Genomic DNA, 22,170 nt, shown 5'->3' on the forward strand with positions numbered 1-22,170 from the left:
CGGACGTCAACTGGCCTTGGACTGGTCCATCCACCATTCCGTGAATGCCGTTGCGCGGCCGTCGTCGCCCAGGGCGATCACCCAGAGGTTGCTGTAGTCCGTGCCCGAGGAGTACCTGGTCACCCCCTGAACGAACGCGAGCGGGCCGTCCACCGCGAGCACGTCCCACTCGAAGGTGAACGAACCGGGCTCGTCGCGGCGCTCGAGCCAGTCGGCGACGATCGCGTCGGACCCGGCAACGGGCGCCCTCCAGGGCTCGGTCCGGTACTCGGCGTCGTGGGTGAACAGTGCCCGGATGTCATCGGGGTCGTTGGACTCCCACGCGCGCAGGTAGCCGTCGATCCAGGCGCGGGCGGCCGCTGATGTCGTCTCTCGATCACTCATGGAGCGATTCTGCCCGGAAGGTCCGACATCCGGACAGGGTTTCCGGATGCGGCCGCCTGGGTCTCGGCACCGCGCTGCGACGCTGCCCGACTCAGCGATCCAGGGCGGCGAACCGCTCGATGTCGCTGTTGGTGCCCGAGACGATGATCAGGTCGTGGTTGGTGACGACCGTGGTCGCCTCGGCGTAGCGGAACGGCTTTCCGGGGCTCTTGACGCCGACGACCGTCACGTTGAACTTCGATCGCACGCCGGACTCGTTCAGGCCCACGCCGCGGATGAACTTCGGCGGGTACATCTTGGCGATCGCGAAGTCGTCGTCGAAGCGGATGAAGTCGAGCATCCGCCCGCTCACGAGGTGCGCCACGCGCTCGCCGGCTTCGCGCTCGGGATAGATGACGTGGTTCGCCCCGACGCGGGCGAGGATCTTGCCGTGCGACTGGGACACGGCCTTCGCCCAGATCTGCGGCACCTTGAGGTCGACGAGGTTCGCCGTGATGAGGACGGACGCCTCGATCGAGGACCCGACCGCTACGACGGCGACGGAGAAGTCCTGAGCGCCGATCTGCTTCAGCGCATCGATGTTTCGGGCATCGGACTGCACCGTGTGGGTCACGCGCTCGGACCACTTCTGCACGAGCTCGAGGCTTTCGTCGATGGCCAGCACCTCGCGCTCGAGCCGGTCGAGCTCGCCGGCGCATGCCGCGCCGAACCGCCCGAGCCCGATCACGAGGACGGGCGCGTCGTTCCGGATCCGCTCAACCAACGATGGGCCTTTCCACGGGCAGCGAGTAGAGCTGCGAACGGGATGACGCGGCCACGGCCGCGGCGAGAGTCACTGTACCAACGCGGCCCATGATGATCGTCACCGCCATCACATAGATCGCCGGATCGGGCAGCTCGGCCGTCAGCCCGGTGGACAGGCCCACCGTGGCGAAACCCGAGATGACGTCGAACAGCACGCGGTCCAGCTCGGCCTTGGTGATCTGCGTGATGATGATCGTCGACAGCGCGACGATCGTGGCACCCCACGCGACGACCGACAGTGCGACGCGCAGCACGTCACTCGGGATGCGCCGCCCGAACACCTGGTTGGACTGCCGGCCCTTCGCCTCCGACCACACCGCCAGCGCGATGACGGCGAGCGTGGTGACCTTGATGCCGCCGGCGGTCGATGCCGAGCCGCCGCCGACGAACATCAGCATGCAGCCCACGAGCAGGCTGGAGCCGTTCAGCTCGCCGATGTCGAGGATCGCGAAACCGCCGGAACGGGTCATCGCCGAGAGGAAGAAGGCCTGGAACGTCGTATCCCACGCGTCCTGCGTGCCGAGGGTGAGGAGGTTGTCGTACTCGAGGACGAGGAACGCAGCTCCGCCCGCGAAGAACAGCAGCACCGTCGTGATGAGCGTGAGCTTGACGTGCAGCGACCACCGGCGCACGTGCCAGAGGTGCTGTCGCAGCGCATAGATCACCGGAAAGCCGATGGAGCCGAGGAACACGCCAGCCATGAGAACGGTGAGGAAGTAGTAGTTGTGCTCGAACGGCACCAGACCCTCGGGATTGGGCGTGAAGCCGGTGTTGGTGAACGCCATGGCGGCGTAGTACGGCGCCTCCCACAGCGCCGCCTGCCAGGCGACTCCGCCGACGATCAGCCCGGGGTACAGCAGCACGGCGATGGCCGCCTCGATCAGCAGCGTCGACAGGGCGACCGTGGCCAATAGTCCGCCGATCTGGCCGAGCTGGACCGTCTGACTCTCGTTGACGGGGCCGCCGTGCGTGCGCAGAGGATTGCTGTCGCTCGCGGCGATCAGCTTCGCGCGCAGGCCCAGCCGGCGGGCGATCACGAGACCCAGGATGGACGCGAGGGTCAGCACGCCCAGCGCGCCGATCTGCACTCCGAGGAACACCAGGACCTGGCCGAACGGCGACCAGTGGGTCGCCATGTCGACCGTTGCGAGCCCGGTCACGCAGATCGTCGACACCGCGGTGAAGAAGGCGTCTGCGAAAGGGGTCACCCGGCCGTCCGACGCGGCGATGGGCAGCGAGAACAGTCCCGTGAACGTCAGGATGAGCAGCAGATAGATGAGGATCGCGAAGCGGGCGGGGGAGCGCTGCGTCAGGTCGCGGAAGAACTCGACGATGTCGTGCCACATCCGCTGCATGCGCACCCTCGGGCTCGCACGGACGGCATCCGACATGCACGTCCTCCCTGCTGCGGCCCTCTGGCGGAACGTCCATCATGGTACTCCGGCGGGTGCGCGGCTAACCTAAGCACATGGCGGACATCTTCGACGTGATTGCGGACGGCACCCGTCGCGACATCCTGCAACTGCTGCTGGATCGGTCGTCCGCCGGCGAGCGCGGGACGAGTGTTTCGCACATCGTCCAGCAGCTCGGGGTCAGTCAGCCGACCGTGTCGAAGCACCTCAAAGTCCTCCGCGAAGCCAAGCTGGTCTCGGTGCGCGAAGAGGGTCAGCACCGCTACTACAGCCTGTCCTCAGCGCCCCTCGACGAGGTCGACGACTGGCTCATCCCGTTCCTCGACGGGGCGGATGCCGAGGCGGAACTCGCCGGCACGTCGACCCTCACGGACTCCGCGGCGCACGCCGCCGACGTGGTCGGCCGGGCTGCCGCGTCGGCCAAGCATGTCGTCGCCAGCGCGCTGAAGAAGCTGCCCGGCCGCTGAGCCGGAGCCGGCCCTCTACGTCGTTTTGCGCCGGAAGAGCCAGGCGCCCCACGCGACCGAGAACACCAGGATGGCGAGGCACCAGCCCAGCGCCCACCACGGCTGCGAGCCGAGCGGCAGCCCGAACAGGAGGCCGCGGATGGTCTCGATGATCGGCGTGACCGGCTGGTTCTCGGCGATCCACTGCAGCCACGTCGGCATGGTCTCGACGGGGACGAACGCGCTGGACAGGTACGGGACGAACAGGATGATGAACCCGTATCCGTTCGCCGCTTCCGGGCTGCCCGCCGCAAGGCCGATGGCCGCGAAGAGGTAGGTGATGGTCAGGATGTACGCCGCGATCATCGCGATCGCCGCGATCCATCCCCATACGTCCGCCGTCGGGCGGAAGCCGACCAGCAGCGCAACCCCGATGACGACCCCGGTGGCCAGCAGGTTGCGCAGCAGGCTCGCCACGACGTGGCCGGTGAGGACCGCGCTCGCGCGCAGCGGCATGGTGCGGAACCGGTCGATGATGCCGGCCTTCATGTCGCCGGCGACGTAGACCGCGGTCGATGCCGCGCCGAACCCCGCGCACAGCAGGATGATGCCGGGGACCACGTAGTCGACGTACGAGCCCGACGGATCGATCGCGCCGCCGAAGACGAAGGTGAACAGCAGCATCAGCATCACCGGCAGCAGGATCGCCATCAGAAGCGACTCGCCGTCGCGGAGGGAGTGGCGAAGGCTGCGGCGAACGAAGACGCTCTCCGCGGTCAGACCTGAGATGCGAGGACGGATGCCCGGCACAGCGGGCGCGAACGTGGTCATGCGATCTCCTTCATCGAGGACGGCTCCGTCGGGCGACCGCCGGCCGAGGTGAGTGCGAGGAACACGTCGTCCAGGCTGGGACGACGGAGGGTCACGACGCCTTCTGCGCCCGACTCGTCGAGGACGTCCAGGGCGCCGCGCAGCCCGGTGACGGTCCCGTCGGTGGGCACCTCTGCGAGCAGGCCGCCGTGCGGGTCGTGCAGCTCGACCGTGTCGCCGCCGATCCGCGCTTTCAGCTCCGCGGCGGTTCCGATCGCGACGACTCGTCCGCCGTCGAGCACCGCGACGCGATCGGCCAGCTGGTCGGCCTCCTCCAAGTACTGCGTGGTGAGGAAGACGGTGGTCCCGGACTGCGCGAGCGAGCGGATGGTGTCCCACAGCTCCCGTCGGCTGCGGGTGTCCAGGCCGGTCGTCGGCTCATCGAGGAAGAGGATCTCGGGCGTGACGACGAAGCTCAGCGCCAGGTCGAGCCTGCGACGCATTCCCCCCGAGTACGCCCCGACGCGCTTGGTGGCGGCATCCGTCAGATCGAAGCGGTCGAGCAGCTCGCCCGCGCGAGCGCGGGCCGCCGAGTTCGACAGTCCGGACAGCCGTCCCAGCATGATGAGGTTCTCCGCTCCGGTGAGCACGTCGTCCACCGCGACGGACTGCCCGGTCAGGCTGATGCGCTGCTTCACCTGCTCCGGGTCGCGGACGACGTCGATGCCCGCGACGATCGCGCTGCCCTCATCGGGGAGAGTCAGAGTCGTGAGGATGTTGATGGTGGTCGTCTTGCCGGCGCCGTTCGGCCCGAGCAGGGCGAAGACCTCACCCGCCGCGACGGTGAAGTCGAGGTCGGCGAGGACGCTCTGACGCCCGAAGGCCTTGCCGAGTCCGGTGACCGCGATCGCAGGGTGCATGGCAGCTCCTAACTGTGTACGTACGAAACTGTTTATGACCATAACAGACTGTTTACGCAATAAACAGTCCTAGACTGAAGGAGACCGAAGGGAAGCGCCATGGCCGGACAAGCTGACCTCGAACTGCCACGCGGCGTCGCCCTCGCCTGGGGGGTGGCCGCCGACCCGCAGCGCGGGCCCAAGCGCGAGATGAGCGTCGAGAAGATCGTCGAGGCCGCCGTGGAACTGGCGGATGCCGAGGGCCTGGGCGCCGTCTCGATGGCCGCTGTCGCGGCCCGACTGGGCTACACCCCGATGTCGCTGTATCGATACGTCAGCGCGAAGGACGACCTGACGCTGCTGATGCAGGAGGACGCCACCGGGCTGCCACCCGCGTCGGTGCGCGAGGTCGAGGGCTGGCGGGCTCGCCTGTGGGCGATCTTCCGCGCGCAGCTGGAGATCTACCTGCGCCACCCATGGATGCTCGACATCCCGATCACCGGGTCGCCCACCACGCCCAACAGCTCCGCGTGGCTGGATGTCACCCTCGACGCGCTTCGCGACACCGCCCTCACCGAGGAGGAGCGGCTCGCGGTCAGCCTCATGGTGACGGGACACGTCCGCTGGTACGGCACAGTACTGGCCGCCTACTCGAACGTCGCACGCGTGACCGGACGGACGCCGGAGGAGATCACCGCGAGCGAGGCGGCGACTTTCGACGCGCTGATCAGCGCCGAGGAGTTCCCGGCGCTGCGGCAGGCGATCGACGCCGGGGTGTTCCTGTCGGAGGCCGACCCGTTCATGTTCGCGTTCGAGCGGATCCTCGACGGCATCTCGGCGTACCTGGATGCCCTCGCCGCAGGTGGCAAGCGATCGGGCATGGCGCCGTGGGCCGAGCTCGACGACGGCGACATCGTGGGCGACAAGAAGTACCGGGAGGCGCGCAAGGCCGTGCGCGATGCGCAGAAGGAGCTGCGCGATGCTCTCAAGCTCGAGCGGCTCGCCGCGCGCGACGCGCGCGACCGCCTCGCGCGTCATCATCCGACGGCGTGAACCATCCGGTTCCCATGAGTCACACCGGTTTACACGCGTCGCACCAACCCCATAGAGTGTGATCAGCACGATTCTGGGGAAGGAAGGTCATGGCTGAGTTGCCTGATGTGCGCTTCCTGACGGTCGCCGAGGTCGCCGACATCATGCGCGTGTCGAAGATGACCGTGTACCGCCTCGTCCACGCCGGCGAACTGCCCGCCGTGCGCTTCGGACGCAGCTATCGTGTGCCCGAGTCCGCGGTGACCGAGGCTCTTCAGCGCCCGATCTCCGACGCAGGCTGATCCGGGACGCCGACCCTGCTGTCAGACGGTCGGGTGCCGCCTGATAGACTGACCTCAGGCTCATACATTCTTGCCCGTTCCCGGGCGGTTGTCGCATGCCTGCGTCGGTCGTCCAGACCCCAATCTAGTGAGGTTTTCCGTGGGTTCAGTCATCAAGAAGCGCCGCAAGCGCATGGCGAAGAAGAAGCACCGCAAGCTGCTTCGCAAGACTCGTCACCAGCGTCGCAACAAGAAGTAGCGGCATCGACAAGCGCCGGTCCCGTCATCGGGGTCGGCGCTTTCTGGTGCCCGCGCCGCGGCAGGCGCCGGTCAGGAGTTGTCGTTCGAGCTCTTGTCCGGGAGGTACGGCTCGATCGCGGCGGCCAGCTTCGCCGGCGTCATGGATTGCAGCCACACGTGTCCGGGACCGTGCAGCTCGGCCAGGAACAGCGAGTCGCCGAAGAACTTGTTCTTGATGCCCTTCACGGTGGCGAAGTCGAGTTCCATGCCGGCGGTGTACATCGCGAGGTGGCCCGGGTGCACGAGCAGGGACCGACCTGCGGGAAGGTCGTACTGGACCAGCTCGCCGGCGAGCTGGACCCACGCTGTGCCGTTGCCGGCGAGCTTCTGGAAGATCACGCCGGCGCCGCCGAAGATGCCCGCGCCGAGCTTCTTCTGCAGCGCCACCGAGACTTCCACGTGCTGCGTGCTGGCGACGTACGAGCCCGACTGGATCATGTACGCGTCGGCCGGATCGATCGTCATCTCGAGGATCGTCCCCGGAAGCTGTGCCGCGAATGCGAGCAGTGCGCCGTCGAAGGACGCGGTGTACTCGGTCAGGAAGAGCTGCGCGCCGCCGAGCACGCGCTTCAGTCCGCTCATGAAGCCGCCCTGCCCGCCCGACGCGTGGACCGTGGAGGTTCCATGCGGAAGCCGGGGGAGAGCCACGAGACGTCGCCGCCCTCGGCCACCACCGCCTCGCCCGAGTCCAGGGTCAGCTCGAGGATGGGCATGGTCGTTCCGATCACCACGGATTTCATGTCGACAACCTAGCGGCGCGCCGGAGGTTCGCGCGAGGAAACGGCTGCGGCTGTTCGTTCCGGCGAAGGCGTGGCCCGCGGGTCGGTGAGAATGGATGCATGAAGTCGATCACCGTCCAGCAGCTGCGCGAGCGATCCGGAACGCCCCTCATCGATGTCCGCGAAGTGGACGAGTTCGCGAACGGCCACGTTCCCGGAGCGGTCAACCTGCCGATGTCGACGCTCGGCGACCACCTCGATCAGCTGCCCGACGAGCCGTTCGACGTGATCTGCCAGGTCGGCGGCCGGTCGGCGCGCGTTGTCGACGCGCTGTCGGCCCGCGGCTACGACGTGACGAACGTCGACGGCGGCACCGGCGAGTGGGTCGCGGCAGGATTCCCGGTCGAGCGCTGACGTCGGATGCCGCGCGTCCCCCTGTCTGCGGGCGTGCCTAGGATGAGATCGTGACCACGATCACCCTCATCGGCAAGCCCGACTGCCACCTCTGCGACGTGGCGCACGAGATCGTGGAGATGGTCGTCGCGAAGGCGCCGGGCGACATCGTCGTCGATGAGGTCTCGATCCTCGACGACCCCGCCCTTTACGAACTCTGGTGGGAGAAGATCCCGGTCGTGCTCATCGACGGCGAGCTGCACGCGCACTGGCGCGTCTCACCCGACCGACTGCGCGTAGCGCTCGAGGCCGCGAAGTCGTCCTCGGCGGATTCCGCCGTCGCGTCCTGACGCGGTCTGCCGCGACATCCGCTCAGTCGGTGAGGCGGGCGCGCAGGGCGGCGAGCTCTTCCGCTGTCAGCCCGCCGGAGCGGAGGTAGCCGGCGGAGCCGCCGTGCTCACGATCCACCCATGTGAGCGCCTCGTTGATCGCCGCAGCGGGCGTGCCCGCCATCAGCTCCTCCAGCGCCGGGGTACGCGGAACACCCAGCATCGCGATCATGGCGAACATGCCGTCGGCCCACGCTCCGGCGAGGTTCGCCTCGGATGACGCGTAGTCGGCGATGACCGCCGAGCGGTCTGCGCCCACCGCGTCCAGCAGCAGCGCGATCGCCACGCCGGTGCGGTCCTTGCCCGCCGTGCAGTGCACGAGCACGGCCGACCCGCCCGGCGACCCGTCGGCGGGAGCTGCGATCAGCCGGGCAAGTCGCGCGAACGCGGCGGCGCCGTGCGCGAGCATCGAGACGTACGACGCCCCCAGGCTCGGCAGCTCGAGGAGAGCCCGCTGCACAGCGGTGGCAGCGGCCGCCGCATCGCCGGCCTGCATGGCCTCCTGTGCCAGCCCGATGAGCGCACCCTCGGGCAGCGCGAGCTCGACCACCCGCATGGCCGGCGCGACCGGCAGCCGGTCGGGTGCCATCTGCAGCTCGATCGGCGTGCGCAGATCGACGACCACGCGGATGTCGGTCGCGGCCAGCTGCTCCACCCCCGTCGGGGTCAGTCCGCTGAGTGCGTCGGACCGATAAAGCACGCCTGCGAGCGTGACGCCGCCGGCTGCCAGGGGAGTGCCGCCGGTGTCGCGGAAGTTGAACGAACCGTCGAGGGAGGCCACGCCCGCGCCCGGGTCAGGGGGCGAGTCGGGTGGGACCGCGGAACAGGTACGTGACCTCGCGGATCGAAGACTCGCCGAGCATGAGCATCAGCACGCGCGCCAGTCCCATGCCGAATCCGCCGTGGGGCGGGACGCCGTAGCGGAAGAAATCGAAATAGAAGTCGAGGTGCTCGGGCTCCAGGCCCTTCTGCTTCGCCTGCTCGACGAGGATGTCGACGCGATGCTCACGCTGTGCGCCGGTCGTGATCTCGACGCCGTTGTAGAGCAGGTCGTAGCTCTTCGTCAGCCCGGTCTCATCGTCGCGCATGTGGTAGAAAGCGCGGATCTCGTGCGGGTAGTCGGTGATGAACACGAATTCGTGCCCGAACGCCTCCTTCACGTGGGCAGAGATCTGGCGCTCGCCCTCGGGGTCGAGATCTCCGTCGGTGCGGGGGATCTCGTAGCCGCGCGCGGCGACGATCTCGCGCGCCTCGGCCAGCGGGATGCGCGGGAAGGGCACCGCCGGGGCCGTCACGGTGACGCCGAACAGCTCCTCGATCTCTGCTCCGTGCTTGTCGGCGACTGCGCCGATCGCGAACGCGAGCAGCTCCTCCTGCATGCGGGCGACGTCCTCGTGCGAGTCGATCCAGCTGATCTCGGCGTCGATGCTCGTGAACTCCGTCGCGTGACGGCTCGTGAAGCTCGGGTCGGCGCGGTACACGTCGCCGATCTCGAAGATCTTGCCGAAGCCGGCGGACTGCGCCATCTGCTTGAAGAACTGGGGGCTCTGCGCGAGGTACGCGGTCTGCTCGCCGAAGTACTCGAGGGCGAACAGCTCCGCGTTCGACTCCGAAGCGGAGGACATCAGCTTGGGGGAGTGGATCTCGATGAAGTCGCGGTCGATCCACCACGTGCGCATCGCGTGCTCGAGGGTGGTCTGCACGCGGAAGATCAGGTTGTTGCGACGCTGGCGCAGGTCGAGGAAGCGCCAGTCCATGCGCTTGTCCTGCGCACTGTCGGCCGCGATGGGCGTCTCGGGCAGGGCCGCGGCGGCGATGTCGAGGTCGCCGATCTTGATCTCGACCCCACCGAGCTTGACGCGCTCGTCGTGCTTCAGCTGACCGTTCACGGTCAGGAACGTGCCGGTGGTCAGCGCCGAGATCGTGTCGGTCAGAGCCAGGGCATCGGCATCCTGAGCCTCGGCGCCTTCGACGGGCTCCGCAGCGGGGCGCGTCGCGGGGTTGACGAGCTGCACCGCGCCCGTCTCATCGCGCAGGATGACGAACTGCACCTTCTTCTGATCGCGGACGGTCTCGACCCACCCCGAGACCGAGACCGGACCGTCGGGAAGGGACTGCAGCTGCTTGACCAGAACGCGTTCATTCACGAGGGGACAGTCTACGGGCCGCGAACTCTAGGATGAGCGCGTGACGACCACGCCGCCGCCCTACTCGCCGCCCCCGCCCGCGCAGTGGGCCGCGCCCGGGATGCCCGCGAAGCGACCTCCGATCGTCTGGGACATCGTCGTCACGATCGTCCTGCTCGTGCTGCTCGGCATCCTGACGTTCTTCGTCTCGCTCTTCGGGTTCTTCCTCGTGATGGCCTCCGACCCGTGCGGCGCGGTGACCCAGTGCAACACCGAGCTCATCGGGCTCGGGGTGCTCGTCGCGGTCAGCCTCCCGTGGGTCGTGCTGATCGCGGCCGCGGTGGTCGCGATCGTGCTGCTGGTCAAGCGCCGCATCGCGTTCTGGGTCCCCCTCGCGGCATCACCCCTGGTGATCGCCTCCTGGTTCGTCGGCGCCTGGATCGCCGCGGCCGGCGTTCCGACCGGCTGACGCGCGGGGTCAAGAACGTACAATCCGCGCGAGTGGTCGACCGGATAGCGTGCCACCCATGGACGTGGATGCCGCGACGCAGACGATGATCGACAACCTGCCCGCCAAGACGGGGCGAGGGCTGGACGAGTGGTTCGCCGTCGTCGATTCAGCGGGCTTCGAGAAACACGGCCAGATCCTCTCGCACCTGAAGAACGAGTACGGCGTCTCGCACGGATTCGCGAATCTCATCGCGGCGCGTGCGCTCTCGCGGGGCCTGGCGACGACCGGCGATGACCTGGTCGACGCCCAGTACGCGGGCCGCAAGGCGGCCCTCCGGCCGCTCTACGAGCGTCTGGTGGCCGAGGTCACCGCGTTCGGCGGCGATGTGGAGGTCGCACCGAAGAAGACCAGCGTGTCCCTGCGGCGCACGAAGCAGTTCGCGCTGATCGAGGCACCCAGTGCGACCCGGCTGCAGCTCGGGCTCAACCTCCGCTCCGCCGCCGCGACCGAACGGCTGCGCGTCGCGGGCGGCATGTGCACGCACCGCGTGGACGTCACGTCGGCGGACGAGATCGACGCCGAGCTCATCGGCTGGCTGCACGAGGCCTACGAGGAGGCCTGACGGGGCGGCTCCGCCGCAACGCGTGCACAACGTCGCTGATCCCGCGTCGCCAGGGGCCGTCCGCCGCGAGATCCCGCCAGTCGCCGCGCGCGCCGATCCCGGTTCGACGACATTGTGCACGCACCGACCCTCGAGGCGCGACCGCTCACCCACCCGGAACGGGCAGCTCGTCTAGCGGGACGAAGCTCGCGGCCTCCGGCCCGAACTCGATGACGCGCCGGTGGTAGTCCGCGGGCGTCCAGCCCGTGAAGCGCCGGAACGCGCGGATCACGTGCGGCTGATCGTAGAAGCCGGATGCCGCGGCCAGCCCCGCCCAGTCCGGCGCGGGTGATCCGTCGCGCACAGCGGTCACGAACGTGTGGAAGCGCCAGATCTGGGCGTATGCCTTCGGCGTCAGACCGGTGGCCGCACGGAACCGCGCGATCAGCGTGCGGTGCGATACCCCACCGAGCACGGCGAGGTCGCCCATCGGCTGCGCCGGGTCGGCTTGGATGGCGGAGATCGTGCGATCGACGACCGCGTCGGTGCCGCGCCCCGTGCGCTTCGCCCGGAGGAAGTGGGCGAACGCCGACAGGGCGGCATCCGGCGACGGCGCCGCACGGATGCCCGCCACGAGCCCGTCGACCCCCGTCCACAGTCGGCGGGCGTCCTGCACGCGTCCCGCCACGGCCGCCGGCGCGGCATCCGTCACCATCGGCAGGCTCGCCGGCAACAGCTCCGCGGCGACGTGGCGGATGGTCGCGGGCGACTCGATCACGAGGTACTCCGACTGGATGCCGGACACGAACGCATCGGAGACGAGCGTCGCGGCGCCCTGGCGGTCGAACAGCCGATACGGTGCCGACAGGTTGACGATGACGTGGACCGACGGCAGCGGCAGGATCTTCTCGAACCTCCGCAGCGGAGTCGTCTCGAGCATCCGCAGTCTCGACACGATCCCCTCGAGTCCCGGTGGCGCGGGACGCTCCTCGTAGATCACCCCGTCACGGTAGCGCGGTCGCGCCCGGCAGGGCTGCGGCGTCTCGGCGACTCCACAAAGACGCCCACGTAGACTGGTCACGTGACCGCCGACCGCCTTCATCTCGTGCGCCACGGAGAGGTCCACAACCCCCGCCGCATCCTCTACGGGCGGCTTCCCGGGTACGGCCTGAGCGCCGACGGCCGGCGGATGGCCCGGCAGTCCGCCACGTACGTCCACGGCCTCGGCCGTGCCATCGGCGGACTCGTCGCCTCGCCGCTCCAGCGCACGCGCGAGTCGGCGGAGCCGTTCACCGAGCTGCTCGGCATGGATCCGGTGATCGACGAGCGCGTGATCGAGCCGACGAACGTCTTCGAGGGCAAGCGCATGAGCCGGGCGATGGCCAATCCGGCGAACTGGCGGTACCTGGCCCGGCCCGAGATCCCGAGCTGGGGCGAGCCCTACGCGCGGATCGTGGCCCGCATGGAAGAGGCGATGAGGGACGTCTGGACCCGCACCGAGTCGGGCGACGTCGTCATCGTCAGCCATCAGCTGCCCATCTGGGTCACCCACCTCGCGGTCGCGGGCCTGCCCACGCGGCACGATCCGCGTCGCCGGCGGTGCGCCCTGTCGAGCGTGACGAGCTTCGAGCTCGTCGGGGACGTGTGGCGCGAGACCGACTACGCGGAACCCGCTTCGACGGCCGGGGCCGTGGACGTGGGGGCCGTGTGATGCGCGGCATCCGCACCGTTCGCGCTGCTGCGGTCGCGCTCGCCGGGGTCCTCGTCTTCTCGCTCGCCGCCTGCGCGAACGATCCGCTGGCCGAGCAGTACCGCGCGGGCGACAACAAGGGGTACATCGCGGGCGACTTCCGAGTGGTCGAGATCCCGGCCGACGAGCGCGGCGAACCCGTGGAGTTCGCAGCGAGCACCGAGTCCGGGACGGACGTCTCCAGCGCGGACTATGCCGGCGACGTGCTGGTCGTGAACTTCTGGTACGCCGCGTGCGGCCCGTGCCGCGCCGAGGCGGCCGACCTCGAGAAGGCGCACGCCGAGTTCGCGGGCGAGGATGTCGCGTTCCTGGGCATCAACACGATCGACTCCGCCGAGGCGGCCGCGGCCTTCGCCGAGACGTACGGCGTGACCTACCCGAGTGCGATCGCGTCCGAGACGCCGGCGATCAAGCTCGCGTTCGCAGAGAAGACCCCCATCCAGGCGACGCCGACCACGCTCGTCCTCGACGCGGAAGGCCGCGTCGCCGCACGCATCATCGGCCAGCTTCCGGACGCCTCGATCCTCACGGCGCTCGTGCGCGACTCGCTCGCGGAGTCGCCGTGAACCCTGGCGCCATCGTCGCCGACGGCGCGCTGTGGCTCGCGCTGCCGATCGCGGTGCTGGCGGGCCTGGTCTCCTTCCTCTCACCGTGCGTGCTGCCGCTCGTTCCCGGCTATCTGGGATTCATCGGCGGCGCAGTCGCGCCGCGGGAGCCGGAGGGTCGGCGAAACGGGCCCAAGTCGGAGGATTCTGCTGGTTCGCTCCGACCTTCGCCCGATTCTCCGACATTCGGCACGGACAGACGAGCGGATGCCGCACCCGCGGCGACGGCGGTGGACACCGAGCCGTCTCGCGGGCGGCTTCTGGTCGGTGTGCTGCTGTTCATCGCGGGGTTCACGGTCGTGTTCATGGCCGTCAACATCCTGGGCGGCACAGTCGGCCGGTTCTTCCTCGAGTACGCCGATCCGATCACGCGCGTAATGGGCGTGGTCGTGATCCTGCTCGGCCTCGTCTTCATCGGGTTGTTCGGATTCGCGCAGCGCACGTTCAAGCCGCAGGTGAGAGGTAACGTCGGCCTGATCGGAGCTCCGCTGCTGGGGCTCGCGCTCGGCATCGGCTGGGCCCCCTGCATCGGACCCACACTGGGCGCGATCCTCGCGATGTCGTGGAACTTCGGCGATCCCGTGCGGGCCGGTCTGCTCGGCCTGGCGTATTCGCTGGGCCTCGGCATCCCGTTCATCCTCCTCACCCTCGGGTTCGGGTGGGCCACGCGGTCGGTCGGTTTTCTCAGGCGCCACATCCGCGTCGTCAACATCGTGGGCGGGGTCCTGCTCGTGCTTCTCGGCATACTCATGGTGTCGGGCGTCTGGACCGCGCTGATGGCTCAGCTGCAGGGGGTGTTCCTGAATGTCCCGCTCCCGCTCTGACCGGGACCCCCGCGAGCCCGCCGAGGGGACGCTGCGGCCCGCGGACCACGCCGACTCGGCGGTGGCGACCGATGTGAATCAGCCGGCCCTCGGCGTCGGCGGATGGCTGCGGTGGGGATGGCGGCAGCTGACCAGCATGCGCACCGCCCTGGTGCTGCTTCTTCTGCTCGCGATCGCCGCAGTGCCGGGCTCGATCGTGCCACAGCGCAGCGCCGACCCCAATGGCGTTACGCAGTACTACGCGGACAACCCCGACCTCGCCCCGGTGCTCGACAACCTGCAGCTGTTCGACGTGTACACCTCGATCTGGTTCTCGTCGATCTACATCCTGCTGTTCATCTCGCTCATCGGCTGTGTCATCCCCCGCACGCGACATCACTGGAAGGCGCTGCGCGCGCGCCCGCCGCGGACGCCTGCCCGCCTCGAGCGTCTCGCCGACTTCCGGTCGTCGGTCATCGATGTCGCCCCGGACGCCTCGGCGCCGGCCGGCTCGCCGAGCGCGACCGCCGACGCCGCCGCGGCATCCGCGATCGACGTCGCAGCGGACCAGCTGCGGCGGGGCGGCTATCGCGTGGAGCGCTACGACGTCGGCGGCACGCTGTCGGTGTCGGCCGAGCGCGGCTATGTGCGTGAGACCGGGAACCTCGTCTTCCACACCGCGCTCATCGGCGTGCTGGTCGCGGTGGGCGTCGGCGGCGGGTACACCTACACGGGTCAGGGCGTCATCATCGAGGGCGGCACCTTCGTCAACACGATGCTCGACTACACCTCCTTCAACCCGGGCCGATTCGTGGACGAGGACCGGCTCACGCCGTACTCGCTCACCCTCGACGAGTTCAGCGTCACCTACCAGCCGTCGGGCACCCAGGGCGCAGGTCAGGCGGGCGACTTCATCGCCCACCTGACCACGCAGCTCGCAGGCGAGGAGCCGGCGCAGGGCGAGGTGCGGGTGAACCACCCGCTCGAGATGGCCGGGGACCGCATCTACCTGATGGGCAACGGGTACGCCCCGACGATCACGATCCGCGATGCCGAGGGCACGATCGTGTTCTCGGAGTCCGTGCCGTTCCTCCCGCAGGACGACAAGCTGACCTCGCTCGGCGTGGTCAAGGTGCCCGATGGGCTGCCCGAGCAGCTGGGTCTGGTGGGCTTCTTCTATCCGACCCAGGCGCCGCTGACGACCGGAGCGTTCGCCTCGGCGTACCCGGCCCTGGTGAACCCGGTGATGACGCTCGACGTCTATGCGGGCGACCTCGGGATCGACGACGGGACGCCGCGCTCGGTCTACACCCTGGACACCTCCGACATGACGCAGCTCACCGGGCGCGCCATCGACATTGAGTCCATCGAGTTGGCGCCGGGGCAGTCCGCCGACCTTCCGGACGGCTACGGCACGATCACGTTCGAGAACGAGGCGCCCGCGGCCGCCGAGGGGTACGACCAGTCCGTCAAGCGCTTCGTCTCGCTCTCGATCCACCGGGATGCCGCGGCGACCTGGGTACTGGGTTTCGCGGTGCTGGCGGTGCTCGGCCTGCTCGCCGCGCTGTTCGTGCCGCGCCGCCGGCTGTGGGTGAAAGCGACACCGGACGGCCACACGCTGCGGCTCGAATACGCCGGCCTGGCGCGAGGCGAGGACCCGACGATCGGCCCCGCCCTCGACCGCTTCGTCGAGCGTCACGCCGAGTCGCTCGCGCCCCTGCTGCGCGAGCAGGTCACACCGTCCGGCTCCTCGAGCCCTGCGTAGACTGAGAGCATGCCCGGCACCCTCACGCTCGACTCGGTCTCCGTGCTGCTCGTCTGGACCGCGATCGCGATCTACGCGCTCGCATTCATCGCGTACGCGGTCGATCTGGCCCGTCGCGGGGCCCGCGCGGCGGAGGCTCAGGACGCCCGCAACCGGGAGCGCGAGCTCGTCTCGGTGAGCGCTGCCGGGGCGTCGGTCCCGGCATCCGCCGCCGCGTCGGCAGGCACCGACGCGACCACCCGGTTGCGCGATCAGGAGCGGGCTGCCGAAGTCGCGTTCGAGGCACGCCCAGGCGACCGGCCACGGATGGTGTGGGCGCGGATCGGCACCTCGCTGACCGTGCTCGGCTTCCTCTTCCACGTCGCCGGCGACGTCACGCGCGGCATCGCCGCCGGGCGTGTGCCCTGGTCGAACATGTACGAGTTCGCGCTGACGGGCACGATGCTGATCGTCGCCGTGTACCTCGCGTCGCTCATCCGCTACGACCTGCGCTTCCTGGGCTCGTTCATCACGGGGCTCGTCGTGCTGCTGCTCGGCGGGGCGGCCCTCGCGTTCTACGTCGAGATCACGCCGCTGATGGACCCCCTCAAGAGCGTCTGGCTCGTCATCCACGTGTTCGTCGCGTCGCTCGCGACCGCCCTCTTCGCGCTCGCGTTCGGCCTGTCGGTCCTGCAGCTGATGCAGGCTCGGCGAGAGCGCAAGACCGTCGCGTTGACGGATGCCGGAACCGGCGTCGTCTCGGCCAAGGGAACCGGCCCCCGGTTCCTGAAGACCCTCCCCGGAAGCGACGCGCTCGAGTCGATCGCGTACCGCTTCGCGATCCTGGGCTTCATCTTCTGGACGTTCACGCTCATCGCCGGCTCGATCTGGGCCAACGACGCCTGGGGCCGGTACTGGGGCTTCGACACAAAGGAAGTCTGGACCTTCGTCATCTGGGTGCTCTACGCCGGATACATCCACGCCCGCGCGACGCGCGGCTGGCGCGGCTCACGCTCGGCGTGGCTGTCGATCATCGGCTTCGCGGCCGTGATGTTCAACTTCACGATCGTCAACATGTTCTTCAAGGGCCTGCACGCCTACTCCGGCCTGAGCTAGCTGCGACGCGTCTCGTTGGGCGCGAGAGAGTTGTGTTCCTGCGGCGCACAACTCCTGCATTCTCGGAGGCTCCTGCCTCGGCGAGCTTGACCCATCCGGAGTCGGCGGGTGCGGTCGTTGCGGGCGTGCAGGAGTTATGCGCCACAGCACCCCTGCGCAGCGACCGAGCTCAGGCGCCGCCGGGCTAGGCGGGCACGGGCGAGGCGGCCAGCAGATCCCGCGACCGCGCCACGCGGCGCCGCGCCACTGCGAGGGTCGTCGCGATGAATGCGAGCAGCGACCAGATCAGCAGGCCCGCGATGCCGGCGCCGAGGCCCTCGGCATCCGTCAGTGCCGCCAGCATCCCGGTGTAGGCGGGGGCGGTCGGCAGCAGAGACGCGACCTCCGAGAGGACGCCCGGTACCGTCGAGACCACACCGGTCGCGACCGCGAGGACGCCGACGAGTGCGGCGAGCCACCGCCCCGCGCCGCCGAACACAGCGACGAGCGCCTGGTTCACGGTGGCGAAGGCGACGCCCGCGAGCACGCACATCGCGGCGAACAGCGACCACTGGCCCCAGTCGTACGACGCGGCAAGCTGCACCACGCCGGCGACCAGCAGTCCCTGCACGGCGCCGAGCGCCGCGGCCGGGGCGAGCCCGCGCAGCGCAAGCAGCGCGGACGGCGCGCGCGAGGTCAGCGCCCGGCGGGATGCCGCCTGAAGCGCGACGAAGGTGCCCAGGCCCCCGAACCACAGGGCGAGGGTCGCCAGCAACGGGACGGCAGAGGCACCGAACAGCGTGGAGCCGACACCGTCCGCGGCGACCGGGTCGGCGACGACCGTGGCAAGGCTCGTCGCGTCGGCGTCGGTGTACGACGGAAGAGCGGTGGATGCCTGATCCAGACCGTCGGCCAGGGTGGTCGTTCCGCTCGCGAGCTGCGCGACGCCGTCGGCGAGCGTGGTCGCCCCGACGCCGGCTTCGTCGATGCCCCCGGCGAGCTGAGTCGCACCGGAGCCGAGCTGGCGCGCGCCAGTCGCGGACTGCTCGGTGCCTCCGGCGAGCTGGTCGAGGCCGCCCGCGAGTGCGCCCACGTTGTCGGCGATGGTGCGGAATCGGGCGGCGAACTCTGCGGGAGCGGCGGCCGCGAACTGGTCGAGCGCGAACGAGGTTCCGCCGGCGGCCTGAGCGGCCCCGCCCGCGGTCTGCGCGGCAGTACTCGCATCGGCGGCGGCAGCGGCGAGGCTGTCGCAGAACGCGGTGTCGGTGCTGACGGCGGAGCACTGAGCCGCCAGCGCACCCACGTCTGCGGCCACTGCACCCGAGAGCGCCGCTGCGCCGGCGGTCGCATCGGCGGACTGCCGCGCCAGGTCGGTGATCTGCTGCGGCACGATCCCGTCGGCTTCGATCGTGTTCGCGCCCCCGTACACGCCGTCGGCGAGCTGGGTGGCACCCGACGATGCCGAACGGATGCCGGCGGCGATCGTGTCCAGCCCGCTCCCGAGCTGGTTCGCGCCGCCGGCGATGCCGGACGCCCCCTCACTGAGCTGAGCCGTGCCGCCCGCCAAGGCGGTCGCGCCGTCGGCCGCCGCGGTCGCGCCGTCGGCGAGCCGGTGCGCCCCCGATGCCGCCTCTCCGAGCTGGTCGCCGAGGGTGGTGAAGCCGAGGAAGACGTTCTCGAGGTACACCTGCGACAGCTGCTGACCCAGGATGGATGCCGCGGCGGAGGTCACCTGCGCGGTGATCGCGTCGTCGACGACCTTCGAATCGGGCGGCGTCGCCACCTCGATGGTCGCCTGCTCCGGCGTGCCGCCCGGCGCGGTGGAGGTCGCCGCGGCGGAGAAGTTCGCCGGGATCGTCACGACCGCCTGGTACGTGCCGTCGGCGAGCCCTGCGGCCGCATCCTCGGCGTTCGAGATCGTCCAGTCCAGGTTGCTCGCGATCTCATCCGAACCCTCGACCAGGCCCGCGGTCAGCTGGCGGCCGAGCGGCACGAGCTGGTCGTCGATCGTGACGGGGTCGTCCTCGTTCACGATCGCGGCGGACATGTTGTCGAGACGCTCGGCGGGGTTGTAGAGCGCGGCTACGAGGATGCCGCCGATCAGCACCGGCAGCAGCAGCACGCCGATCAGCGTGAGCCAGGTGATGGGGCGCCGCGACCGGGCACGCTCGATGTGGAGGGTCATGCTTCGACTCCTTCGGGGTCGCTCCGCACGAGTGCGTGCACGTCTGTCGGAGGGGATGACGGCCCGATGGCGGGCGGAGATGCAGCAGACGGGGGACTGCTCGCCCCGACCGTGACGTCGACCACCGCGGCGGCGGGCCACCCGGCGTCCGCGAGCAGGGCGCGCGCGGCATCCGGATGGGCCGCGGCGGCGAGTACGGTCAGACCGGGACTGGATGCCGCGGCATCCCGCAGCACGGCGGCTGCCTGGTCGTGGGCGGCACCGGCGATGACGGCGTCGAGGCCGTCGATCACGAGGATCGCAGGGCGCCCGTTCAGAGCGCGGCGCAGATCCCGCACGGGTTGAGGCGCTCCGTCGAGCAGGGCGACGGCGACGTGCGCGCGCACCCAGGCCTCACGGCCGGGCAGCAGGTGGCCGCCGACGCGCGCTCGTCCATCGAGAGCGGCGCGACCGGCGAGGGCGAGCAGCAGCGCTCGCGGGCCGCGCGCATCGGATGCGGTGACGATGAGCGCGTCCCCCGGCTCGACCCGGAGGGCGGCGTCGTCGACGAGCCGCACGTCGCCGGCGGAGACGCCGACGCCCTCTGCGACGACCGCGGCCGTCGTGTCGGGCTCCGGCCAGTCGGTCAGTGCCAGCTCGCGCTGGACGGCCTCGCCCTCGATGTCGAAGTGGGGGAGCGTGCGCTGGAGCCACTTCGGCAGCCACCACGCACGGTCGCCCAGCAGCGCCATGACCGCGGGAGTCAGGGTCATGCGCACGAGGAATGCGTCGATCACGATGCCGACGGCCAGGCCGAGGGCGATCGGCTTCAGCGATGCGTCCCCCTCGGGCACGAACGCGGCGAAGACCGCGAACATGATGAGCGCGGCGGCGGTGACGACGCGAGCCGACGACGTGAAGCCCGACTTCACGGCGCCGACCGCGATCGTGCGCGCCTCGTGTCGGGTGGCGCCGGTTCTGCGCGCGTGCACGTAGTCCTCGCGCATCCGCGAGACGAGGAACACCTCGTAGTCCATCGCCAGGCCGAACAGCACACCCATCAGCACGATGGGCATGAAGCTGATGATGGGGCCCGTGCGGGTGACGTGGAGGACCTCGGCCAGCCATCCCCACTCGAAGACGGCCGCGACGACGCCGAACGCCGCCGCGACCGAGAGCAGGTATCCCAGCGCGGCCTTGATGGGCACAGCGATCGAGCGGAACACGATCGTCAGCAGCACGAGCGACAGACCGACGACGAACACGCCGAAGGGGATGAGTGCGCGGCCGAGCTGGTCGGAGATGTCGATCGCGACGGCGGTGAAGCCGGTGACCTTCACGTCGATGCCGTATTCGTCGAGCCAGCGGTCGTGCTGCGCGCGCAGCTCGCGCACGAGCTCCGCCGTCGCCGGATCGTCCGGCGCGGTCGTCGGCACCAGCTGGACGATGCCGGTGTCGGCGGTCTCGTTGGGCGTCGCGAGGGCCACCGTCTCGACGCCGGGAAGACTCTCGACGTCGTCGGCCAGGTCGTTCATCAAGCCGACCGGATCGGTCGAGGTCACGATCGTGCCGGTCAGGATGATGGGGCCGTTGAAGCCCGGGCCGAACTCCTCGGCGACCAGGTCGTAGCTCTGCCGCGCCTCGTTCTCCTCGGGCAGCATGCCCGCGTTCGGCAGCGCGAGGGCCAGGCTCGCGGCGGGAATGGCCATGATGCCGAGGGTGAGCACGACCGCAACGGTCGTGACGATCGGATGCCGCGTCACGAGGCCGACCCAACGTGCGGCGAATCCGCGCTTCGTCACCGCGGCCGGCGCAGCTCGTGCCGCGTCCTGGCCCGGACCGGCCGGCTCACTCCGCAGGGCCCGACGGGCGGAGGCCCGCGTCTCGCGCTTCGGCCGCCCCGCGACGCGGCCCTTGAGGAAGCCCAGCATCGCAGGCGTGAGCGTCAGGGCGACGAGCACGGCGATGGCGACGGCGACGGCGGCCGCGATTCCCATCGTCGTGAGGAACGGGATGCCGGCGAACGACAGGCCGACGAGGGCGATCAGCACGGTCACGCCGGCGAACACGACGGCCGAGCCGGCGGTGCCGGTCGCCCGCGCCGCCGACTCCTCCGGATCCACCCCGGCGCGCACCTGGTCCTGATGTCGGGCGGCGATGAACAGGGCGTAGTCGATGCCGACCGCGAGCCCGAGCATGAGCGCCAGGAGCGGTGTCGTCGAGGAGATGCTCGCGAACGCGGTGGAGAGGAAGATGAGCGCGATCGACAGGCCGACGCCGATGATCGCCGTCAGCAGCGGCAGCCCGGCCATCACGAACGAGCGGAACGTGACGATCAGCACGAGCAGGGCGATCAGGAGTCCGACCGCCTCGGTGATCGTGACGCCCGGCACCGAGAGGGCGAACAGGTCGCCGCCGAGCGCGACGTCCGACCCGTCCGGGAGTTCGTCGCGCAGTTCGGCCGCGACGTCCTGCAGGGCGGTCTTGGTGGCCGGCGGAACGTCCGTGGACTGACCGTCGAACTGCATGCGGACGATCGCGGCATCCCCGTCGTCCGAGACCTGCCCGTTCACGATCTCGTTGAACGGATCGGTGACAGCGAGGATCCCATCGAGGTCCTCGAGCTCGGCGATCGTGTCCGCGATCGCCGCTGAGTAGGGCTCATCCTCGATGGACGCGCTGTCAGCCGTGACGACGATCATCTGAGCGCTCGTGCCGCTGGCCTGCGGGAACGTTCGTCCGAGCTGCTCGATGCCCGCCTGCGACTCGGTGCCGGGGATCGAGAACGAGTTGTCCGTCCCCTGCCCGAGCGTCACGGCGCCGACGCCGGCGATGCCGAGGAGCAGCAGCCAAGCGAGAAGGACGCGCCAGGAATGCCGGTACGACCATCGGCCGAGCGCGTACAGAAGAGTGGACACAGCGCCTCCGGGCTACCAGGATTCAGACAGAGCGGATACAGCGA

25 protein-coding genes are annotated in these 22,170 nt (G+C 69.8%); 13 read left to right on the forward strand and 12 right to left on the reverse strand.

What is annotated here, in order from left to right; genetic code table 11:
• Positions 1-6 precede the first annotated feature (6 nt).
• The 3 genes from VFX99_RS05550 to VFX99_RS05560 form a co-directional block, all read right to left on the reverse strand.
• Complete coding sequence (locus VFX99_RS05550) at positions 7-384, reverse strand: nuclear transport factor 2 family protein (RefSeq protein ID WP_329665319.1); 378 nt, start codon at positions 382-384, stop codon at positions 7-9.
• 91 nt (positions 385-475) lie between these two features.
• Positions 476-1,147 (reverse strand): TrkA family potassium uptake protein, encoded by a 672-nt coding sequence (locus VFX99_RS05555; RefSeq protein ID WP_329665320.1) that lies wholly within the window; start codon positions 1,145-1,147, stop codon positions 476-478.
• Positions 1,140-2,543 carry a TrkH family potassium uptake protein gene (locus VFX99_RS05560; RefSeq protein ID WP_329665363.1) on the reverse strand — a complete coding sequence of 468 codons (1,404 nt, stop codon included), beginning with the start codon at positions 2,541-2,543 and terminating at the stop codon, positions 1,140-1,142. The genes VFX99_RS05555 and VFX99_RS05560 overlap by 8 nt, the downstream gene beginning before the upstream one ends.
• A gap of 113 nt (positions 2,544-2,656) precedes the next feature.
• Between VFX99_RS05560 and VFX99_RS05565 the strand changes: the two genes are divergently transcribed.
• Positions 2,657-3,067 carry a metalloregulator ArsR/SmtB family transcription factor gene (locus VFX99_RS05565; RefSeq protein WP_329665321.1) on the forward strand — a complete coding sequence of 137 codons (411 nt, stop codon included), beginning with the start codon at positions 2,657-2,659 and terminating at the stop codon, positions 3,065-3,067.
• Between the two features lie 15 nt (positions 3,068-3,082).
• On the opposite strand, the gene VFX99_RS05570 is transcribed toward VFX99_RS05565, so the two are convergent.
• Complete coding sequence (locus VFX99_RS05570; RefSeq protein ID WP_329665322.1) at positions 3,083-3,877, reverse strand: ABC transporter permease; 795 nt, start codon at positions 3,875-3,877, stop codon at positions 3,083-3,085.
• On the reverse strand, positions 3,874-4,776 hold the full coding sequence (locus tag VFX99_RS05575) for an ATP-binding cassette domain-containing protein (RefSeq protein ID WP_329665323.1): 903 nt from the start codon (positions 4,774-4,776) through the stop codon (positions 3,874-3,876). Before VFX99_RS05575 ends, VFX99_RS05570 begins: the two co-directional genes overlap by 4 nt.
• Before the next feature lie 99 nt (positions 4,777-4,875).
• Here VFX99_RS05575 and VFX99_RS05580 point away from each other — a divergent pair, with 99 nt between their 5' ends.
• From VFX99_RS05580 to VFX99_RS05590, 3 genes are all read left to right on the forward strand, one after another.
• Positions 4,876-5,808 carry a TetR/AcrR family transcriptional regulator gene (locus tag VFX99_RS05580; protein ID WP_329665324.1) on the forward strand — a complete coding sequence of 311 codons (933 nt, stop codon included), beginning with the start codon at positions 4,876-4,878 and terminating at the stop codon, positions 5,806-5,808.
• A gap of 89 nt (positions 5,809-5,897) precedes the next feature.
• Positions 5,898-6,089, forward strand: coding sequence for a helix-turn-helix domain-containing protein (locus VFX99_RS05585; protein WP_329665325.1), 192 nt, complete (start codon positions 5,898-5,900; stop codon positions 6,087-6,089).
• A 139-nt stretch (positions 6,090-6,228) separates the two neighbouring features.
• Positions 6,229-6,327, forward strand: a complete 99-nt coding sequence (locus VFX99_RS05590) for a 30S ribosomal protein bS22 (protein ID WP_003792170.1) — start codon at positions 6,229-6,231, stop codon at positions 6,325-6,327.
• A 71-nt stretch (positions 6,328-6,398) separates the two neighbouring features.
• Here VFX99_RS05590 and VFX99_RS05595 read toward each other — a convergent pair whose 3' ends face one another.
• Together VFX99_RS05595 and VFX99_RS05600 are read right to left on the reverse strand one after the other, a co-directional pair.
• Positions 6,399-6,950, reverse strand: a complete 552-nt coding sequence (locus VFX99_RS05595; protein WP_329665326.1) for an AIM24 family protein — start codon at positions 6,948-6,950, stop codon at positions 6,399-6,401.
• Positions 6,947-7,108, reverse strand: a complete 162-nt coding sequence (locus VFX99_RS05600; RefSeq protein ID WP_329665327.1) for a hypothetical protein — start codon at positions 7,106-7,108, stop codon at positions 6,947-6,949. Before VFX99_RS05600 ends, VFX99_RS05595 begins: the two co-directional genes overlap by 4 nt.
• 99 nt (positions 7,109-7,207) lie before the next feature.
• Between VFX99_RS05600 and VFX99_RS05605 the strand changes: the two genes are divergently transcribed.
• The gene (locus VFX99_RS05605; protein WP_329665328.1) at positions 7,208-7,501 is read left to right on the forward strand and encodes a rhodanese-like domain-containing protein; all 294 of its coding nucleotides are present in this window, start codon (positions 7,208-7,210) and stop codon (positions 7,499-7,501) included.
• A 50-nt stretch (positions 7,502-7,551) separates the two neighbouring features.
• On the forward strand, positions 7,552-7,830 hold the full coding sequence (locus VFX99_RS05610; protein WP_329665329.1) for a glutaredoxin family protein: 279 nt from the start codon (positions 7,552-7,554) through the stop codon (positions 7,828-7,830).
• 22 nt (positions 7,831-7,852) lie between these two features.
• Here the strand turns inward: VFX99_RS05610 and VFX99_RS05615 are convergent, their stop codons facing one another.
• Positions 7,853-8,650 (reverse strand): tyrosine-protein phosphatase, encoded by a 798-nt coding sequence (locus tag VFX99_RS05615; RefSeq protein WP_329665330.1) that lies wholly within the window; start codon positions 8,648-8,650, stop codon positions 7,853-7,855.
• A gap of 13 nt (positions 8,651-8,663) precedes the next feature.
• The gene (gene aspS / locus VFX99_RS05620) at positions 8,664-10,016 is read right to left on the reverse strand and encodes an aspartate--tRNA(Asn) ligase (RefSeq protein WP_329665331.1); all 1,353 of its coding nucleotides are present in this window, start codon (positions 10,014-10,016) and stop codon (positions 8,664-8,666) included.
• 40 nt (positions 10,017-10,056) lie between these two features.
• On the opposite strand from aspS, the gene VFX99_RS05625 reads away from it, so the two are divergent.
• Both VFX99_RS05625 and VFX99_RS05630 read left to right on the forward strand, forming a co-directional pair.
• The gene (locus VFX99_RS05625) at positions 10,057-10,464 is read left to right on the forward strand and encodes a DUF6264 family protein (RefSeq protein ID WP_329665332.1); all 408 of its coding nucleotides are present in this window, start codon (positions 10,057-10,059) and stop codon (positions 10,462-10,464) included.
• Between the two features lie 58 nt (positions 10,465-10,522).
• A complete protein-coding gene (locus VFX99_RS05630; protein ID WP_329665333.1) occupies positions 10,523-11,068 on the forward strand; it encodes a DUF4287 domain-containing protein in 546 nt (181 codons plus the stop codon).
• 145 nt (positions 11,069-11,213) lie between these two features.
• Here the strand turns inward: VFX99_RS05630 and VFX99_RS05635 are convergent, their stop codons facing one another.
• Positions 11,214-12,047, reverse strand: a complete 834-nt coding sequence (locus VFX99_RS05635) for an AraC family transcriptional regulator (protein ID WP_329665334.1) — start codon at positions 12,045-12,047, stop codon at positions 11,214-11,216.
• Between the two features lie 81 nt (positions 12,048-12,128).
• On the opposite strand from VFX99_RS05635, the gene VFX99_RS05640 reads away from it, so the two are divergent.
• Genes VFX99_RS05640 through ccsB form a run of 5 tightly spaced genes read left to right on the forward strand, consistent with a single transcriptional unit; the run spans position 12,129 to position 17,065 of the window.
• The gene (locus VFX99_RS05640) at positions 12,129-12,758 is read left to right on the forward strand and encodes a histidine phosphatase family protein (protein WP_329665335.1); all 630 of its coding nucleotides are present in this window, start codon (positions 12,129-12,131) and stop codon (positions 12,756-12,758) included.
• Positions 12,758-13,363, forward strand: a complete 606-nt coding sequence (locus tag VFX99_RS05645; protein ID WP_329665336.1) for a TlpA disulfide reductase family protein — start codon at positions 12,758-12,760, stop codon at positions 13,361-13,363. Before VFX99_RS05640 ends, VFX99_RS05645 begins: the two co-directional genes overlap by 1 nt.
• A complete protein-coding gene (locus VFX99_RS05650; protein WP_329665337.1) occupies positions 13,360-14,226 on the forward strand; it encodes a cytochrome c biogenesis CcdA family protein in 867 nt (288 codons plus the stop codon). Before VFX99_RS05645 ends, VFX99_RS05650 begins: the two co-directional genes overlap by 4 nt.
• On the forward strand, positions 14,207-15,970 hold the full coding sequence (gene resB, locus VFX99_RS05655; protein WP_329665338.1) for a cytochrome c biogenesis protein ResB: 1,764 nt from the start codon (positions 14,207-14,209) through the stop codon (positions 15,968-15,970). The genes VFX99_RS05650 and resB overlap by 20 nt, the downstream gene beginning before the upstream one ends.
• 9 nt (positions 15,971-15,979) lie before the next feature.
• Complete coding sequence (ccsB, locus tag VFX99_RS05660; RefSeq protein ID WP_329665339.1) at positions 15,980-17,065, forward strand: c-type cytochrome biogenesis protein CcsB; 1,086 nt, start codon at positions 15,980-15,982, stop codon at positions 17,063-17,065.
• A gap of 184 nt (positions 17,066-17,249) precedes the next feature.
• On the opposite strand, the gene VFX99_RS05665 is transcribed toward ccsB, so the two are convergent.
• Positions 17,250-19,229 (reverse strand): YhgE/Pip family protein, encoded by a 1,980-nt coding sequence (locus VFX99_RS05665; RefSeq protein WP_329665340.1) that lies wholly within the window; start codon positions 19,227-19,229, stop codon positions 17,250-17,252.
• The gene (locus VFX99_RS05670; RefSeq protein WP_329665341.1) at positions 19,226-22,126 is read right to left on the reverse strand and encodes an MMPL family transporter; all 2,901 of its coding nucleotides are present in this window, start codon (positions 22,124-22,126) and stop codon (positions 19,226-19,228) included. Before VFX99_RS05670 ends, VFX99_RS05665 begins: the two co-directional genes overlap by 4 nt.
• Between the last annotated feature and the right edge of the window lie 44 nt (positions 22,127-22,170).

It is taken from the genome of Microbacterium sp. (assembly GCF_036277215.1).
Classification (GTDB): Bacteria; Actinomycetota; Actinomycetes; order Actinomycetales; family Microbacteriaceae; genus Microbacterium.